The sequence below is a fragment of the Streptomyces sp. NPDC051136 genome (assembly GCF_044455745.1).
Taxonomy (GTDB): domain Bacteria; phylum Actinomycetota; class Actinomycetes; order Streptomycetales; family Streptomycetaceae; genus Streptomyces.
The window spans coordinates 1,151,134-1,168,482 of the sequence record NZ_JBITFE010000001.1 but is presented as its reverse complement, the minus strand read 5'-3'; the positions used below and the strand labels follow the sequence as shown (position 1 = coordinate 1,168,482).

At 69.9% G+C, this 17,349-nt stretch carries 16 protein-coding genes; 10 read left to right on the top strand and 6 right to left on the bottom strand.

Features of this window, described 5'->3' with window-relative positions:
- Nucleotides 1-41 precede the first annotated feature (41 nt).
- The 7 genes from ACIBCJ_RS05200 (at nucleotide 42) to ACIBCJ_RS05170 (ending at nucleotide 7,350) form a co-directional block, all read left to right on the top strand.
- The gene (locus tag ACIBCJ_RS05200) at nucleotides 42-974 is read left to right on the top strand and encodes an SDR family oxidoreductase (protein ID WP_365980922.1); all 933 of its coding nucleotides are present in this window, start codon (nucleotides 42-44) and stop codon (nucleotides 972-974) included.
- Between the two features lie 29 nt (nucleotides 975-1,003).
- Nucleotides 1,004-1,849, top strand: a complete 846-nt coding sequence (locus ACIBCJ_RS05195; RefSeq protein ID WP_365980923.1) for a helix-turn-helix transcriptional regulator — start codon at nucleotides 1,004-1,006, stop codon at nucleotides 1,847-1,849.
- Between the two features lie 187 nt (nucleotides 1,850-2,036).
- The gene (locus tag ACIBCJ_RS05190) at nucleotides 2,037-2,510 is read left to right on the top strand and encodes a carboxymuconolactone decarboxylase family protein (protein ID WP_365980924.1); all 474 of its coding nucleotides are present in this window, start codon (nucleotides 2,037-2,039) and stop codon (nucleotides 2,508-2,510) included.
- 368 nt (nucleotides 2,511-2,878) lie between these two features.
- Nucleotides 2,879-4,345: an NADP-dependent phosphogluconate dehydrogenase gene (gndA, locus tag ACIBCJ_RS05185; protein WP_365980925.1), complete on the top strand. Its 1,467-nt coding sequence runs from the start codon at nucleotides 2,879-2,881 to the stop codon at nucleotides 4,343-4,345.
- 2 nt (nucleotides 4,346-4,347) lie between these two features.
- Complete coding sequence (locus ACIBCJ_RS05180) at nucleotides 4,348-4,830, top strand: cupin domain-containing protein (RefSeq protein WP_365980926.1); 483 nt, start codon at nucleotides 4,348-4,350, stop codon at nucleotides 4,828-4,830.
- 28 nt (nucleotides 4,831-4,858) lie between these two features.
- Nucleotides 4,859-5,959 (top strand): phenazine antibiotic biosynthesis protein, encoded by a 1,101-nt coding sequence (locus ACIBCJ_RS05175; protein ID WP_186779647.1) that lies wholly within the window; start codon nucleotides 4,859-4,861, stop codon nucleotides 5,957-5,959.
- Nucleotides 5,959-7,350: an aldehyde dehydrogenase family protein gene (locus ACIBCJ_RS05170; RefSeq protein WP_365980927.1), complete on the top strand. Its 1,392-nt coding sequence runs from the start codon at nucleotides 5,959-5,961 to the stop codon at nucleotides 7,348-7,350. Before ACIBCJ_RS05175 ends, ACIBCJ_RS05170 begins: the two co-directional genes overlap by 1 nt.
- Nucleotides 7,351-7,368: 18 nt before the next feature.
- Here the strand turns inward: ACIBCJ_RS05170 and ACIBCJ_RS05165 are convergent, their stop codons facing one another.
- On the bottom strand, nucleotides 7,369-7,989 hold the full coding sequence (locus tag ACIBCJ_RS05165) for a DUF5134 domain-containing protein (RefSeq protein ID WP_365980928.1): 621 nt from the start codon (nucleotides 7,987-7,989) through the stop codon (nucleotides 7,369-7,371).
- Between the two features lie 42 nt (nucleotides 7,990-8,031).
- A complete protein-coding gene (locus ACIBCJ_RS05160) occupies nucleotides 8,032-8,481 on the bottom strand; it encodes a cupin domain-containing protein (protein WP_186779650.1) in 450 nt (149 codons plus the stop codon).
- Between the two features lie 203 nt (nucleotides 8,482-8,684).
- Here ACIBCJ_RS05160 and ACIBCJ_RS05155 point away from each other — a divergent pair, with 203 nt between their 5' ends.
- From ACIBCJ_RS05155 to ACIBCJ_RS05145, 3 genes are all read left to right on the top strand, one after another.
- Complete coding sequence (locus ACIBCJ_RS05155; protein ID WP_365980929.1) at nucleotides 8,685-9,425, top strand: SDR family oxidoreductase; 741 nt, start codon at nucleotides 8,685-8,687, stop codon at nucleotides 9,423-9,425.
- 117 nt (nucleotides 9,426-9,542) lie between these two features.
- Nucleotides 9,543-12,230 (top strand): pyruvate dehydrogenase (acetyl-transferring), homodimeric type, encoded by a 2,688-nt coding sequence (aceE, locus tag ACIBCJ_RS05150; protein ID WP_365980930.1) that lies wholly within the window; start codon nucleotides 9,543-9,545, stop codon nucleotides 12,228-12,230.
- Nucleotides 12,231-12,312: 82 nt separating this feature from the next.
- On the top strand, nucleotides 12,313-13,533 hold the full coding sequence (locus ACIBCJ_RS05145; protein ID WP_365980931.1) for a 2-oxo acid dehydrogenase subunit E2: 1,221 nt from the start codon (nucleotides 12,313-12,315) through the stop codon (nucleotides 13,531-13,533).
- 97 nt (nucleotides 13,534-13,630) lie between these two features.
- On the opposite strand, the gene ACIBCJ_RS05140 is transcribed toward ACIBCJ_RS05145, so the two are convergent.
- Genes ACIBCJ_RS05140 through ACIBCJ_RS05125 form a run of 4 tightly spaced genes read right to left on the bottom strand, consistent with a single transcriptional unit; the run spans nucleotide 13,631 to nucleotide 17,318 of the window.
- On the bottom strand, nucleotides 13,631-14,569 hold the full coding sequence (locus ACIBCJ_RS05140) for a hypothetical protein (RefSeq protein WP_365980932.1): 939 nt from the start codon (nucleotides 14,567-14,569) through the stop codon (nucleotides 13,631-13,633).
- A complete protein-coding gene (locus tag ACIBCJ_RS05135; RefSeq protein ID WP_365980933.1) occupies nucleotides 14,566-15,054 on the bottom strand; it encodes a hypothetical protein in 489 nt (162 codons plus the stop codon). Before ACIBCJ_RS05135 ends, ACIBCJ_RS05140 begins: the two co-directional genes overlap by 4 nt.
- Nucleotides 15,055-15,058: 4 nt before the next feature.
- Nucleotides 15,059-16,276 carry a macrolide family glycosyltransferase gene (locus tag ACIBCJ_RS05130; protein ID WP_365980934.1) on the bottom strand — a complete coding sequence of 406 codons (1,218 nt, stop codon included), beginning with the start codon at nucleotides 16,274-16,276 and terminating at the stop codon, nucleotides 15,059-15,061.
- Between the two features lie 34 nt (nucleotides 16,277-16,310).
- Nucleotides 16,311-17,318: a patatin-like phospholipase family protein gene (locus ACIBCJ_RS05125; RefSeq protein ID WP_365980935.1), complete on the bottom strand. Its 1,008-nt coding sequence runs from the start codon at nucleotides 17,316-17,318 to the stop codon at nucleotides 16,311-16,313.
- Nucleotides 17,319-17,349 lie beyond the last annotated feature (31 nt).

The following is a 17,349-nucleotide window of genomic DNA, read 5'->3' as shown; positions in this document are numbered from 1 at the left end:
CTGATGGTCCGAGCAGCCGACCGCACAATCAGGAGTCTGTGATGAAGGAAGTGACCGTGACGGGTATGCGAGGAAAACTCGCCGTCGTCACCGGAGCAAGCGACGGGGTCGGCCTGGGGCTTGCCACGCGGCTCGCGGCCGCCGGCGCCGAACTGATCCTTCCGGTGCGCAACGAGGCCAAGGGTGCCGCGGCTGTCGCCCGTATCCGTGCGGCGGAGCCGGCCGCCAAGGTCACCACCCGTGCCCTCGACCTGGCTTCCCTGGCCTCTGTTGAGAAACTGGCCGCCGCGCTGGAGGCTGAGGGAAGGGCCATCCATCTCCTGGTCAACAATGCCGGGGTGATGGCCCCGCCGACCAGGCATACGACGGCGGACGGGTATGAGCTGCAGTTCGGCACCAACCATCTGGGGCACATGGCGCTCACGGGACGGCTGTTGCCACTGCTGCGGGCCGGAGAAGCCCGTGTGACCACTGTGACCAGCAGCGCCGCGCGCAGCGGCAAGCCGGTCTGGGACGACCTCCAGAGCAGCCGTCGGTACTCTCCGGTGCGCGCGTACAGTCTCTCCAAACTGGCCAATCTGCTGTTCGCACTGGAACTGGACCGACGCAGCACGGCGGGCGAATGGGGCATCGTCAGCAACGCCGCGCATCCCGGCACGACGCTGACCAACCTCTACGCCTCCGGGCCCAGCCTGGGCAGGGCCCGGCCCGCGCCGCACGAGGCTGTCGTGAAACGGCTCGCGCGCTGGGGCTTGTTCGTGCAGTCCGTGGACAAGGGACTGCTTCCGATCCTCCACGCGGCCACGAGTCCGGGAGCAGGCGGCGGGCAGTTGTACGGCCCCGACGGTCTGGGCCAGTTCACTGGAGGCCCCACCCGGCTCGCGATCTACAGATCAGCCCGCAGCGAGGCGACCGCGGCCCGGCTCTGGCAGGTCTCCGAACGGCTCACGGGCGTCGCGTTCCCTGCCGTCTGATACGGCCAGGACGAAAAGGACTTCGGACAGTGGACACAGGAGACCGTGCCGCACTGGCGGCGTTCCTCAGAGCCCGTCGCGACGCCCTCCAGCCGGAGGACGTCGGCCTGCCCCGGGGACGCCGACGGCGCACCGGAGGCCTGCGCCGCGAGGAGGTGGCGGCGCTGTGCGACATGTCGGCGGACTACTACAGCAGGCTGGAGCAACCGAGAGGGCCGCATCCGTCCGAACAGATGCTGGCCGCGATCGCACGCGGCATGCGCCTCTCCCTGGAGGAGCGGGATCACCTGTTCCGGCTCGGCGGGCACGTTGCTCCACGCAGGAGCCGGCGCGCCGACCACATCAATCCCGGCATGATGCGCATCCTCGAGCGGCTGGAGGACACCCCCGCACAAGTGGTCAACCACCTCGGCGAAACGCTCAGGCAGACCCGGACGGCGGTGGCTCTGCTGGGGGACGAGCGGGCTTTCACCGGCTGGAACCGCAGCCTGCACTACCGCTGGTTCACCCAGCCCGCATCACGGCTGATCCGCCCCGAGAGCGACCGTGCGGAGCACAGCCGTCTCCTGGTCGCGGATCTGCATGGCGCGTACGCGCGTGACGGCAGGGACTCACGCGCGGGGGAACTCGTCGAGGAGCTGCGGACCGCCAGTGCCGAGTTCGCGGCCCTGTGGGACGGGCATCCGGTGTTGGGTTCCTCCTGTGCTCCGAAGCGTTTCCAGCACCCGCAGGTCGGCTTGCTCGAACTGCACTGTCAGACGTTGGTCGACCCCGATCAGGCGCAGCGGCTGCTGGTCTTCACCGCGGTACCCGGCACGGAGAGCCACGTGAATCTCCGGCTGCTGTCGGTCCTTGGAGAAGATGCGCGCCCCTGAGGCTGAAGCAGCACTGGGCACTGGGCGCCTGCCCGCTCGGTCCGTGTGGTGCCCGCCTCGGTCAGCACCTCGACGTGCTGATCGAGGCTGGCCTGCCGGAGAGGCCGCGCTCAGCCCTGCCCGCTGTCACACATCCGCCGTCTGCTCGGTCAGGAGGAGGTAACCACTACTCGGCCAGGAGGACGTCATGGAACCGCGTCTCAACTTCTTCGGCAACCCCTTCGCGGGCAAGGTGCTGAAGCACATCAACTCGGCGGCCAAGGTCGCCTCGGATTCGGGCGTGCCCACGGCGACGCAGGAACTCGTGAAGATCCGCGCCAGCCAGATCAACGGCTGCGGCTTCTGCACCGACATGCACACCAAGGACGCCGCTGCGGCCGGTGAGACGCAGCAGCGGCTGAACCTGGTCGCTGCATGGCGGGAGGCCACGGTCTTCACCGACGCTGAGCGTGCCGCGCTGGAACTGTCCGAGCAGGGCACCCGTATCGCAGATGCGGCCGGCGGTGTCACGGACGAGGCCTGGGCGAACGCGGCCAAGTACTACGACGAGGACCAGCTCATCGCGCTCCTCTCGCTCATCGCCATCATCAACGCATACAACCGCATCAACGTGATCAACCAGCAGCCCGCCGGCAGCTACCAGCCCGGTCAGTTCGGCTGACGAAGCCGTCCGGCCCGCCCGGACACAGACGGTCCGTCTCCACGTCACCCCGGCCTCCGGCGAGGAGACGGACTCGCAACACCGTGTGTGACATGCCACCGTTGCGTGGGCAGGAACCGATGCCAGAGGCCTGTACATTGTTCGATGCATCATGAACATCGAATTACGTTGGGATGGCCAGGTCCCGTTGCGGAATCTGTGACTGGCGACCGGTTCCAGGTCGGTGTGACGGCAGCGAGCCGAGGGAGCAGCCACATGTAGGGCACGCGCCCCGCCGGTCGGCGGGCGAACGGCAGGTCGCACCAGACGGTCCGGTCCGAGGACGGCCCTCCCTCACCTCTCTCCACAACCCAAGGATCCGCACCACCATGCAGGCAACCGCACACATCGGCGTGACCGGGCTCGGCGTGATGGGCCGCAACCTGGCCCGCAACTTCGCCCGCCACGGCTACACCGTCGCTGTCCACAATCGTTCTGCGTTCCGTACCCGGGCGCTCACCGAGGAGTTCGGTCACGAGGGGGCCTTCGTCCCCGCGCGGACCGCCGAGGAGTTCGTCGCGGCACTGGAGCGGCCCCGCCGGCTGATGATCATGGTGCAGGCGGGGGCGGCCACCGACGCCGTCATCGAGGAGTTCGCCCCTCTCCTGGAACCGGGAGACATGATCATCGACGGGGGCAACGCCCACTTCGCGGACACTCGCCGTCGTGAGGCCGCCCTCAAGGAGCGCGGTATCCACTTCGTCGGCACCGGAATCTCCGGTGGCGAAGAAGGCGCGCTCAACGGCCCGTCGATCATGGTCGGCGGCTCCGCGGAGGCGTATGCCGTCCTCGGTCCGATGCTGGAGGACATCAGCGCGAAGGTCGACGGCGAGCCGTGCTGTGCGCACATCGGCAGCGACGGCGCCGGGCACTTCGTGAAGATGGTGCACAACGGCATCGAATACGCCGACATGCAGTTGCTCGCCGAGGCCTACGACCTGCTGCGACAGGTCGCCGGCTACTCCCCCGGCGAGATCGCGGACGTTTTCCGCACCTGGAACAGCGGACGGCTCGACTCCTACCTGGTCCAGATCAGCGCGGAGGTCCTCGCTCACACCGACGCGCACACCGGCGGTCCGTTCGTGGACGTGGTCGCCGACGCGGCGGGCCAGAAGGGCACCGGCCGCTGGACCGTGCAGACAGCGCTGGACCTGGCCGCGCCGGTGACGGCCATCGCACAGGCCACCTTCGCCCGGGCCGCTTCCGAACGCCGCGCCCTGCGCGCGGCCTACCGCGGACTGCCGGGCGGCGTCACGGTACCGCTGAGTGGTACGGAGGCGGCCAGGTTCGCCTCCCGGGTCGAGAGTGCCCTGTACGCGTCGAAGGTCATCGCCTACGACCAGGGCTGGACGATGATCCAGAGCGCGGCCGCCGAGTACGGCTGGGACATCGACCTCGCGACGGTCGCCCGGATCTGGCGTGACGGCTGCATCATCCGTGCCGCGTTCCTCGACCGTGTCCGCGCCGCGTACACCGCCGACCCGGCCATGAGCAGCCTGCTCGTCGAGAAGGGCTTCGCCGAGGAGATTGCCCAGGCGCAGGTGCCGTGGCGCGAGACCATCGCGTCCGCCACCCGTCGTGGCATCCCCGTCCCGGCCTTCTCAGCGGCCCTGGCCTCGTACGACACCCTGCGGGCAGAGCGCCTGCCGACCGCACTCATCCAGGGGCAGCGCGACTTCTTCGGTGCGCATACCTACGGGCGCGTCGACCGCTCCGGCACGTTCCACACCCACTGGGGGGAGTCCGAGCGTCCGGAGACCCGGACCGGTGAGTCGCCCGCAGGAAAGGAAGGCTAGCCATGTCCTATCCGGAACAGGTCTACCGGGGCGACGACGGCGAGGTCAGCGCCGGTTTCCGGCCTGCGGGCACCGGGCCGGACGTGGGTGAGACGGGCAAGGACGCAATCCGCTACCTGGCGACCACGACCACCACCCGCGGCGAGTTCGGCCTCTACCGGGTCGAGATGAGTGCGAAGGCCGGCGGCCCCAGGACCCACTTCCACAAGACCATCTCGGAGTCCTTCTACATCCTGGAGGGCACCGTCCGCCTCTACGACGGCGAGCGGTGGGTCGACGCGGGCAAGGGCGACTTCCTGCATGTACCGCAGGGCGGGCTGCATGCGTTCCGCAACGACTCCGACGCCCCGGCCGAGATGCTGCTGCTCTTCACTCCCGGCGCGCCCCGCGAGGAGTACTTCGAACAGGTGTCGCAGCTGGCCCACGCCTCGGACGAGGAACGCTCGAGGTTCTTCGACAAGCACGACTCGTACTTCGTGGACTGACCCGGCCGCTTGCAGAAGGGATTTCATCGTGCCGCACGACCTTCCAGCCGTCCTGGATGCCGGCCCCTCGGACGGGGTGGATCCCGACGAGTTCGTCAGGGCCGCCATGCGGTGGCACTTCGACCCCGAGACCGGTTCCCCGTACTGGCTGAGCCGGGCCGGACGGCTCGGCTTCGACCCGCGTCAGGACGTCCGCGGGGTGGACGACCTGGCGCTCTTCCCCGACCTGACGGACGAGCTGCGGAACGTGCGGGTGACGGACCTGGTCCCCCGGGGCTACGGGCCCGGGGCCCGTGTCCTCAACGTATTCGACAGCGGTGGAACGACCGGCGCCCCCAAACGAGTAGTTCAGCTCGAGGACTGGATGCGGCACAGCTCCGAGCAGGTGGACCGCCGGCTGAGGGCGCACGGTCTGCCCGTCGGTGCCCACTGGCTGACCGTCGCGCCCACCGGCCCGCACCTGGTGGGCGACGTGCTGCAGCGCGCGGCAGCCGGTCTCGGCGCCCCGGGACTGAGCATCGACATGGACCCCCGGTGGGTGAGGGGACTCGTCGCTGCGGGCCGGGCCGACGAGGCCGAGGCCTACACCGACCACCTCGTCGAGCAGTGCCGGCGCATCCTGCTCACCCAGGACATCGGCGTCCTCGCGGCCACCACCCCGCTTCTGGAGCGGTTTGCCCGCGAGGACGACCTGGTGGAGGTGATCAACAGCAAGGTCGACGCGATCGTCTGGGGCGGTACGCACATGGATCCCGACACCCGCGATCTGCTGAGCACCGAGGTCTTCCCGGACGTGCGGCTGATCGGCATGTACGGCAACACGATGATGCTCACCGCGCTGATCGAGCGGGTCGGCCTGTCGGCGTCCGACCCTTGTGTCTTCGACCCGGTCTCGCCGTACGTCTTCCTGTCGGTCCTGGACCCGGTCACCGGGGAGAAGGTGGAGGTCGGCGAGCGGGGGCAGGTCGTGGTCAGCCATGTCAGCAAGTCGATGCTCGTACCCAACAACGCCGAGCGGGACCTCGCGCTGCGGGTCCGGCCGGTCGAGGGGCACGCGGGCGACGCCGTCGCGGACGTCGCCCCGGTGCCGAAGGTTGGGGGCGAAGCGGTGATTGAGGGCGTGTACTGATGGCGGGCCCGCCGGACGGCTGTGTGCCGCACCTGGACGCGCTGGGTCCCCGGGGCGCCTACCGGACCCGCGTTCCTCAGGCGGTGACGGATGTGACGGGCACCGAGGTGGCACGGCTGAGTCTGGTGCCCCCGGTGTTCGTCACACGGGCTCTGGCCGCCCTGCGCAGGGCCAAGCCGGTTCCGGCCGCCGGCCTCGACGCGATGCTGGCCGCGGCGGCCCACGCGTTCGCCTCGGACACGGCAGGCGGCCTGGGCGTGCGGGAGTACGAGTCACTCGTGAGCCGCACCTCGGGCACCCCGCTGCCGGTGGTGCGGGCCTCGACAGAGGGGACGGCGCGATTCGTGCGCCGGGCCCGTTCGTCCGCCGAGCAGGGCAGGCCGGTGGGTGCTGTCACCGATCGGCGCGATGCGGCCGTCCACCAGGGCGGCGCCGTCTGGGCGCGGCGCGGGGACGTGTTCGCCGTGAACGCATCCGGTAACCACCCTGGCGTCCACCGGCTGTGGCTGGAGGCGCTGGCGCTGGGCTACCGTGTCGCCGTCCGCCCGTCCCGGCGGGAGCCGTTCACCCCGCACCGGCTGGTCGCGGCCCTGCGCGGGGCCGGTATGCCCGACGACCGGCTCGTGCTGCTGCCCACCGACCACGCCGGCGCCGATGCCCTGGTACGCGGTGCCGACCGCGCCGTGGTGTACGGCGGCGACGACGTCGTGGCCCGGTACGCGCACGACCCGCGAGTCCTTCCGCAGGGGCCGGGCCGGACCAAGATCCTGGTCACCGCGGACACGGACTGGCGCGAGTATCTGGACGTGATCGTCGCTTCGGTCGCCGACGAGGGCGGCACCGCGTGCGTCAACGCCACCGCGGTGCTTGTCGAGGGCGACCCCGTGCCGCTGGCCGAGGCCCTCGCGGCCCGTCTGTCCGCGCTGCCCGGCCTGCCTCCGCAGGACGAGCGTGCGGTACTTCCCGTGCAGCCGCTGGAGCGGGCCCGTGCCCTCAGCTCCCACCTGCGTGCCGTGGCCGAGGGGACGCAGGCGCTGCTGGGTGGGGAGGGAATCGCCGAGGACCTCGGGGACGGCAGCGCTGTGCTCCGGCCGGCCGTCCACCTGGTCTCCCGTGCGGATGCCGTACAGCTGCGGACCGAACTGCCCTTCCCCTGTGTGTGGGTGGCTCCGTGGAGCCGGGCGGACGGCATCGCTCCGCTGCGTGACACGCTGGTCCTGTCGGCCCTGACCAGTGACGGCACGCTGGTCGACAAGCTGCTGGCGGAACCCACCATCGCCAACGTGTATCTCGGCGGGTATCCGACCTACTGGATGGCACCGGGGGTACCTCACGACGGCTATCTGTCCGACTTCCTGATGCGCGGCAAGGCCGTCATAGGCTCCCTGTGACGGCCCTGCCGGGCGGTTTCAGTGCGGCATCAGCAGCATGACGGCTGTCCCCAGGGCCATCGATCCCTCCCAGAAGCGGGCGTGGAAATGCCGTGTCCCCGAGGCACCGGTGCCGTGCATCCCGGGGGGCCTCGGGGTGCGCAGCGCCGGCATGTCCCGGGTCAGTGACCACAGCGCGTACGCCAGCAGGAACAGGGCCAGCGTCGCGGCGACGGCGTCACCGGCCGTCGTCTCCTCGGCGTGGTGGCCCGAACCGGCGGCGTGGTGTGCCGCCGAGAGCCCGCCGGCGAGTGTCTCGTGCGACGAAGCCGCCATGGAGTGGGACATCCACGCCATCGCTGCCATGCCGGCCGCGTGGGGCAGCCGTCTGGCGATCGTGCCCGGTCGGAAGTCCCGCGCGGACAGCAGGAACCACAGGGCGGCCGCCGCGAAGAAGGCTGTTTGCGGCGGCTCCGGGAGGACACGTCCCCAGCTCCACGGCATCACCGCCATGGCCAGGGCCATGGCGGTGTGCAGAAGGTGGTCGAGGCGCTCGCGCCACGCCGAGCCCTTGGACAGCACGGTCCGCCGCAGGCCATGGACCGCGGCGGCGGCGAACAGGACGCTCAGCATCCCGTACACGGTGTCAATGGCACTCATGACCTTCGCGCCTCACGCAGCCTGTACGGGCAGCCTCGCGCGTCAGGCGGCGGGCCGGGGGGCGCGCAGGTGTGTGCGCTGCGCCAGCTCCTCCTCGCTGACCAGCTCCAGCATGGGCTTGCCGGGCGCACACATCATGGTCACCACGAACCGGGTCCGCGCGTCCGTCAGCGCGTTGCCGTCCTGGTAGTGGATGACGTCGCCGCCGGGCTCCCAGAACGTGCCTCCGGCTTCGACGACGCGCTCGGGCTCGCCCTCCAGCTCGAAGCGGACCGCGCCCTCGATGACGTAGCCGAACGCCGGACCGGAGTGGCGGTGCGGAGGGGTACCCGGGTCGCCCGGCTCCCACTCGACCTCGATGGTCATCGCCGAGGCGCCTTCGGGAACGCTGATCGGGGAGGCGTCCTGCAGCATCCTGGCCGCGGTCATCCAGCTCGCCCCCTCCTCGTGCTCGCCGGCTCCGTGGGTGTGAGCTGCGTGGTTCTCGGACACTGTGTCGCACCTTCCGTGGATGTCACAACGGTCTTTCCGTGATGACCGGACACCGGGCGGATCTGTGACACCGGCGGATCCCCGTCCGCAATGTCACAACAACGCCGGGAGCCCGGTCGTACCTGTGATGAGCGGTGGATCCCGCCATCACCGCCACGCAGGCATCAGCGGGGTCATCGGCCCCCCGACGGAAGAGACCCCAGATGAGAGTCGTAGTTGCAGGAGCCAGCGGGCTAATCGGCTCCAGGACGGTCGCCAGGCTCCGGGACCACGGTGTGGAGGCCGTCCCCGTGGCCCGTTCCGAGGGCGTCGACGTCACCACCGGGCAGGGTCTCGCCGACGCCCTGCGAGGTGTCGAGGTGGTCGTGGACGTCACCGACGCGCCGTCCCGCAGCGAACGGGCGAGTGTCGAGTTCTTCGACACCGCGACAGCAAACCTGCTGCGGGCCGCCGCCGCGGCGGGCGCGGAGCACTTCGTGGCCCTGTCCGTGGTGGGCGCCGACCGGGTCCAGGGCGGCTACTTCCGTGCGAAGGCGCTGCAGGAACAGCAGGTGCGGAACTCCCCGATACCCCACTCCGTCGTACGGGCCACGCCGTTCTTCGAGTCCGTGGACGCACTGTCGCGCTCGACCAAGCACGCAGACGGCGTACACGTGGCGCCCGCGCTGGTACGCCCTGTGTCCACGGACGACGTCGCCGCCGCGGTCTCCCATGCCGCCGTGGGCGTACCGCTGTTCGGCACCCGCGAGGTCGCCGGGCCCGACCAGTACCGCCTGGACGAACTCACCGCGAAAGTGCAAGCGGCGCATGGCGATCCGCGGGGCGTGGTCACCGACCCGCACGCCCCGTTCTTCGGCGCGGTGCTCGGGGAGCGGACTTTGCTCCCGGGTGCCGACGCGCACGTGGGTCACGGCACCCTCGACCAGTGGCTCGCCCAGCGGTGACTCCTCCTGGCTATGCCGGCCCCCATCCCACCCCCGACCCTCGGCCGCGGACACCAACGCCCCGTCCAGTCCTGCGTCCGGCCCCTTTCCTCCCGACACCGTGACAGGAAGGCCGTCATGAGCGATCCGGCCCAGCCCGCTGAGTCCGCACCGACAAGTGAACTCGACCAGCTACCCGACCGCGACGCCGAAGAGACCGCCGAATGGCAGGCATCGCTGGACGCCGTGGTGCGCAACGCGGGTCCGGATCGGGCGGGTTACCTGCTGCGAAGGGCCCACGAGTACGCAGCCAGGTCCGGGGTCCGACTGCCCGGACTGCTCTCCTCGGACTACATCAACACGATCCCGGTGACGGCCCAGCCGTCCTTCGACGGCGACCTCGACATGGAGTCCAGGATCACCGCCCTGAACCGTTGGAACGCGGCCGCGATGGTCACGCGCGGCTCGCGTCTGGGGCTCGGCGGTCATATATCCACGTATGCATCGGCCGCGTGGCTCTACGAGATCGGCTTCAACCACTTCTTCAAGGGCAAGGACAGCGACGGCTCTGGCGATCAGCTGTATGTGCAGGGGCACGCGTCGCCGGGGATCTACGCCCGTGTGTTCCTCGAAGGGCGTCTGAGCGAGGCTCAGCTGGATGCCTTCCGACGCGAGGCGGACGGTCACGGTCTGCCGTCCTACCCCCACCCGCGGCGGCTGCCGTGGCTCTGGGAATTTCCGACCGTATCCATGGGACTCGGGCCGCTTGCCGCCATCTACCAGGCCCGCTTTAACCGGTATCTGCACGCCCGGGGCATCAAGGACACCTCGGGTTCGCGGGTGTGGGCCTTCCTCGGAGACGGTGAGATGGACGAGCCCGAGTCGATGGCCGCGCTGGCGCTCGCCGCCCGCGAAGGGCTGGACAACCTCACCTTCGTCGTCAACTGCAACCTCCAGCGCCTGGACGGTCCCGTCCGGTCGAACTCGAAGATTGTGCAGGAACTGGAGGCGCGGTTCCGGGGGGCGGGCTGGAACGTGGTGAAGTCCCTGTGGGGCGAGGCCTGGGACCCAGTGATCGCGCAGGACGCCACCGGTGCGCTGGTTCACCGCCTGGGCGAGGTGCCGGACGCGCAGATGCAGACATACGCCGCGCGGGACGCCGCCTACATCCGCAAGGACTTCTTCACCGGCGACGCGCTGTCCGGCATTGCGGCCGGGTTGAGCGACGCGCAGCTGACCGAGTTGTTCGAGAAGTCACGCGGCGGGCACGAGCCGCTCAAGGTGTACGCCGCCTACCGGGCCGCCGTCGAGCACCAGGGAGCGCCGACCGTCATCCTCGCCCAGACCGTCAAGGGACACACGCTGGGGCCGGATTTCGAGTCGCGCAACGCCAACCACCAGATGAAGAAGCTCACTCTGGCGCAGTTCCGACAGATGCGTGATCTGCTTGAACTTCCTATTCCGGACAGCGCGTTGAGTGGCGACGTGGTGCCGTACTGGCACCCGGGCGAGAACGCGCCGGAGGTGCGCTACCTTCGCGCGCGGCGTGCCGCCCTGGGCGGTCCCGCCCCGGTGCGCCGCGTGGTCGCGGGCCGGCTGGAACAGCCGCCCGCCAAGCCCTTCGAAGCGTTGGAGAAGGGTTTCGGCAATCAGGAGGTGGCCACGACGATGGCCCTCGTCCGCCTGGTCCGGGACCTGATGAAGGGCAAGGAGACGGGGCCGCGCTGGGTACCGATCATTCCCGACGAGGCCCGCACGTTCGGCATGGAGTCCCTGTTCCCGACGGCCGGGATCTACTCGCCGGACGGGCAGACCTACGAGCCGGTCGACGCCGACCAGCTGCTGTACTACCGGGAGTCCAAGAACGGCCAGCTCATCGACGAGGGCATCACCGAAGCCGGTTCAATGGCCGAGTTCACCGCGGCGGCGACCTCGTACGCCACGCACGGCGAGCCGATGATCCCGTTCTACATCTTCTACGCCATGTTCGGCTTTCAGAGGACCGGCGACCAGTTCTGGGCGCTCGCCGACCAGATGGGGCGCGGCTTCGTCATCGGGGCGACCGCGGGCCGTACAACGATGACCGGTGAGGGGCTGCAGCACGCCGACGGTCACTCCCATCTGCTGGCCTCCACGAACCCGGCGGCGATCAGCTACGACCCGGCCTTCGCATACGAGATCGCGGTCATCGTCAAGGACGGGCTGCGTCGCATGTACGGCGAGCAGCCCGAAAACGTCTTTTACTACCTGACGGTGTACAACGAGCCGAAGCGACAGCCCGCCATGCCGCCCGTGCCGAACATCGAAGAGGGCATCGTGCGGGGCATCTACCGCTTCCGGCAGGCCGAGTTCCCTGACGCCGGGCCGCGGATCCAGCTGCTGTCCTCCGGCACGGCGATCCACTGGGCGCTGGAGGCCCAGGAACTCCTGCGGTCGCAGTGGAACGTGCACGCCGACGTCTGGTCGGTGACGTCTTGGACGGAGCTGCGCCGCGACGCCCTATGCGCGGACCGTGAGCGGCTGAACGGCTCGGAGCGCACCCCGTACGTGACGCGCGCACTGTCGGGTGCGCGGGGCCCGGTACTGGCGGTCAGCGACTGGATGCGTCAGGTGCCCGACCAGATCAGTCAGTGGGTCGAGCAGGACTACGCCTCCCTTGGAACGGACGGCTTCGGCCTGTCGGACACCCGGGACGCCGTACGCCGGTACTTCCGGGTGGACGCGGAGTCGATCGTGATCGCCGCTCTGGACCAGCTCGCCCGGGCCGGCGAGGTCTCCCCGCAGACCATTGCCGAGGCCCGCGAACGCTACGGATGGCAGGCATGAACCGGACCCGCCCGATGCGGACCGGATACGACGACAAGGGGTGCCGTGACGCCCTGTGGACGTGTGAGGAGCAACCAACATCATGGCGTTTTCCGTAACCCTGCCAGCCCTCGGTGAGAGTGTCACCGAGGGCACGGTCACCCGCTGGCTCAAGCAGGTCGGCGACAGCGTGGAAGTCGACGAACCCCTCCTGGAGATCTCCACCGACAAGGTCGACACCGAAATCCCCTCCCCCGCCGCTGGCATCCTCGTTTCCATCAGCGTCCCTGAGGACGAGACCGTCGAGATCGGCGCCGTTCTCGGCGTCATCGGCGCGCCGGACACGGCCCAGGCACCGGAACCTGCTCCTGCTCCTGCTCCTGCTCCTGCTCCTGCTCCTGCTCCTGCGGCGGCCTCTACGCCGGCTTCGGTTCCTCCGCCGGAGCCGACTCCAGCTCCCGCACCGGTTCAGGCCGCCGCGCCGCCTGTCGTGGTCGAGGAGGCCGTGCCCGCTCCGGCTCCGGTGCCTGCGGCGTCCGCTCCCGCGGTGGCTGCCGTACCCGCGATTCCGGTTGCCGGCACGTTGGCGTTGCGGGGACAGACCGTCGCGATGACCCGTATCCGCCGGATCATCGGAGACAACCTCAAGCAGGCGCTGCTGGAGCAGGCTCAGCTGACCTCCGTCGTCGAGGTCGACGTCACCGTGCTGTTGCGTCTACGCAACCAGGCCAAGGAGGACTTCTTTGCCCGCGAGGGCGTCAAGCTCTCGCCCATGCCGTTCTTCGTCAAGGCGGCTGCCCAGGCCCTCAAGGCGCATCCCGTGGTCAACGCCCGCATCAACGAGGGCGAGGGCACGATCACCTACTTCGACCGCGAGAACATCGGCATTGCGGTGGACACCGACAGGGGGTTGATGACTCCGGTCATCAAGGACGCGGGCGACCTGAGCACTGCGGGCATCGCGCACGCGACCGCCGAACTGGCCGGCCGGGCCCGCAGTGGCCACCTCACCCCGGACGACGTGTCGGGCGCGACCTTCACGATCTCCAACACCGGCTCACGTGGCGCTCTGTTCGACACGGTGATCGTGCCGCCGGGCCAGGCTGCCATCCTGGGTATCGGTGCCACCGTCAAGCGGCCGGCGGCCGTCATGACCGACGAGGACACCGTGGGCCTGGGTGTCCGCGACATGGTGTACCTGTCCCTGTCGTACGACCACCGTCTGGTGGATGGTGCGGACGCCGCCCGGTATCTGACCGCCGTCAAGGCGATCCTGGAGGCCGCGGCCTTCGAGGGCGACCTCTCGCCCGGTTCCCGGACCTGAGCTGCGGCTGCGGGGAGGCACGGGCGGTGCGGGGCGACGAGCGAAACGTCGCCCCGCACCGCCTTCGGCGGTTTCGGATGTATGTGGCCGTCGCCGCTCAGGGTGCCGGGTCCTGTGTCATCGCGGTCGCAGCACGCCGGGAGCGCACGATCGCGATCACGGTATCCGTGGTGCGGTCGAGATGGCTGCGGCCGTCCGGCAGCAGAGCGGTGGGGCTGATGTAACTGCGCGGTCCGACGTGCGTGGCCGGGTCGAGCCGGTGAACGGTGATCTTGCCGTCACAGGCGGCGCGGTTCCAGGCACTGCGGCGCAGCAGCGGCCAGCGCTGGGGGAACATCCAGGTGCCGACCCGCTCGACACGGTCGTATGCACTGGTCAGTTGATGCACGTGCTCGGCGCAGGAGAGGTCGTTGGCCCCGTTGTGGAACGCACCGAACATGATGAGCATGAGCGGGGCGGCCAGCCGTGTGCGCAGCTCGTCGACTGCGCCGGTGGCGACCTGTGCGCCGCCGCTGTAGCTGAGCAACACCACAGGGGTGCCGCTGCCCGGGCGGTATCCGGCCAACCGGAGCTGCGTGGCGATCTGTGAGCCGACGGCCCGGTTGTACAGGGGGCGGTACCGCCGGTCGGCAGCGACGAAGATCTGCATGACGTTGTGCAGGAAGAGCAGCAGCCCGACATGGCGGCGCAGCCATGCCCATACGGGGCGGTCGGCAAGCGGGTCGGCGAGCGGCGAGTAGGGCTGGACCTGGCCCAGGACCCGCAGTTCGGGTGCTGCGGCGATTACGGCCTTGACCAGTTGGCCGCCGTCGCGGCTGTCGCGCACGCGCCGCTTTCCGATGCCGTCCAGGTAGACCAGGTATGCCTTCGGGGGATCGTCGGGTGCCGCGCCACGGGCGTAGGGCACGCCCTTGGGGAGCGTGGTGACGGGGTTGCGCCAGCCGGCACCGTAGGCCAGCACCTCGTATCGGGCGAGCAGTCCCTCGGCGAGCAGAGCCGGTCCCAGCAGGCTGGCCCAGAGCAGGAAGTGGTTCATGCGAGCGCCTCCGGGGCAGCGGTCGCGCTGAGGCGTACGACCAGTCGGCGGACGCCCTCCACCGTGATGCCGAGTGCTACTCCGGCTGCGGCCACGCAGCCGGCGGCGGTCCACCAGCCCAGCCCGGTCGTGGCGGCCAGCGGGCCGGTGAGTGTGGCGCCGACTCCGGCAAAGAGCAGCAGATGGAGCAGGGGGCCGAGCAGCGGAAAGGCGAGGACTGCGGCGAGCAGCAGGGGTGCGAGCAGGCCGGGGGTCCACTCCAGTGTGCCGTCCGCAGGCGGTGAGGTCAGCAGCAGTTCGGCTACGGTCCACGCGGTCAGCGGCCACAGTGCGAGCACGGCCCCCTCGACGATGGCGCCGGTCAGCATCAGTCCGACGACGTTCCTGGGGGACACTCCGGGCCGGCACACCAAGAGCGGCATGATGCGCCCGGCGGCTTCCGACAGTCCGGCGAGCAGAAGCAGTGCGACGACGGCGGGTGACATGGTGTCACCCTTGCTGTGCCCGGTCGGCGGCCGGCCGGAGCGGACCCGCTGTACGCAGGTACCGCTCCAGTTCGTCTGCGGCTCGCCGGAACCCGCCCGCCCGGTGCTGCGCGTCCCGCATGGTGTGCGCGGCCTTCCGGAACCGGGGTTCGTCCAGCAGCCGCCGGGCGAGCGACCGGACCGTGTTCTCCAAGACGTCCCGGGGGTGCATCGACAGGCCTGCTCCGAGGTCGGTGACGCGCCGGGCCACCAGCGGCTGGTCGGCACCCTGCGGGATCACCAGCATCGGGACTCCGGCGTACAGGGCCTCGTTCACACTGTTCATCCCGCCGTGTGTGACGAGCAGGGCTGTGCGCTCCAGCACCTCTGTCTGCGGCACGAAAGGACGCGCGATGACGTTCTTCGGCAGCGGCTCCAGCGCCCCAGGGTCAGTTCTGCCGGTGGAGAGGACCACAGTGCCGCCCAGTGGAGCGAGCGCGGTGGCGAAGCAGCGCAGCAGGCGGGGGTCGGCGTCGAACACAGTGCCCAGGGACGCGTACAGCACGGGGTCCCGCAGCCGCTCGAACGGGAAGGTCGGGTCGTGCGGCCGGGCGCCCAGGCTGGGGCCGACGAACCGGTAGGACCCGTCGAATTCCTGCACGTCCGGCTGGAATTCGCGTGAAGTGTAGACCAGGTTGAGCGGCTGACGGATGCCTGAGAGGTCGACCAGCGGTATGTCGTGGGTGTCGAACCGTCGGTGCAGTTCGTGGCGTGACCGGACGTAGCCCTGGAGGCTGCGAGGTCGGGCCCGCGCCGCGGTGAGCAGGTCCCACGAGGCGCTCGTGGGGCTGGGGACGTGCCGGTTGTAGGCAAACGTGGTGAACGAGGACGCCGCCGGGATCCCGAGTTCACGCGCGGCGACCGCGCCCCAGGGGCAGGCGCTGTCGTGGACGATCAGATCGGGGCCGATGCCGCGTAGGTCGTCGAGGACGGCGGGCAGCATGCGTACGGCGGTGCCGGCGAGCGCCTCCAGCAGCGCGAGCGGGGTGACCGGTTCGGGCAGCGGAGGGGCACCACCGGGGTAGAGGTGTACGGCGGCACCGGTGGCCTCAATCGCCTCACGGAACGCCGGCCAGGTATGATATGTGACCGTGTGGCCGCGTCTGACGAGTTCGGAGACGACCGGCAGGGTCGGGTTGACGTGCCCGTGCATGCCGATGTTGAGGAACGCGACGGTGCTCACAGACCAATCTCCTCTGGGTCTGGACCTGTTGTGTTCAGGTCTTCTCTTGTGTTCTTGTCTTCCAAGCGTTCTGAGTGATCCGTGTGCCGGGAACGGACCCGTCAGCGTCCCCGATCCGATACAGGCCCGGTCCGGTGACGTGCAGCGCGTCGATGAAGTGCCCGGCAGTCTGGGACGCGGTGCTGATCAGCCGCTGCGAGTGGCCGAAATCCCAGGGGGCGGGCCAGTCGTGGGTGCCGGTCGGCAGCACTACGGTCGGGATGCTCCGCGCCACTTCGCGCAGGTCGCGTTCGATCTGGTGGTGCAACAGCAGAACCCCTGCCCGGGCGGCGATCGCGCCGGGCCGCAGGGGCGGGACGTTGGGGGGCAGTGGCGAGCTCTCCGGCCCGGTCGGTACCACGACCACGCTGGATGCGCCCGACTCGAGGGCCGCCAGCACGGGGACGTAGGCGGTCACTCCGCCGTCGACGAGCATTCTGCCCCCTCGTTCGACCGGCGGCAGGATCCCGGGGATGGCCGTGCTGGCCAGGAGGGCGGATTCGAGGTCGCCGTGGTCGAGCAGCACCGGTGTACCGGCTACCAGATCCGTGGCCACTGCGGTGAAGGGAACCGCCAGCTGCTCGATGCGCGAGGGAAGTCCGGCACGGACGATCAGTCGGCGCAGCCCCAGGTCGGTGAAGATGCCGGCCCGGGAGGACGGATGGGCGAGCCGGTACACGTCCCGGCGGCGCAGTTCCCTCCACACGTGTTCCAGCCACGACGCCGCCCCGTCGGGGCGCGAGGCCGCGATGGCGCCGTTCAGCGCTCCTACTGAAGTCCCGATGATCATGTCCGGGACGAACCCACGCTCCTCCAAGGCGTGCCCGATGCCGACGTGCGCCGCGCCCAGCACGCCGCCGGCTCCCACGACCACGGCGACGGGCCGCGGAAGCGTGTTCAGGCCCACCGCCTCGGCGGCCGTGGACACCTTGCGCGGTGGCAGGGAACGCGTCTCGTCGGGGCGTGGTGACGAGAGCGGTTTCCGGAGGCGAGTGACCTGCATGATCTACCTTCTCCACCCTGGGTGACGCGTC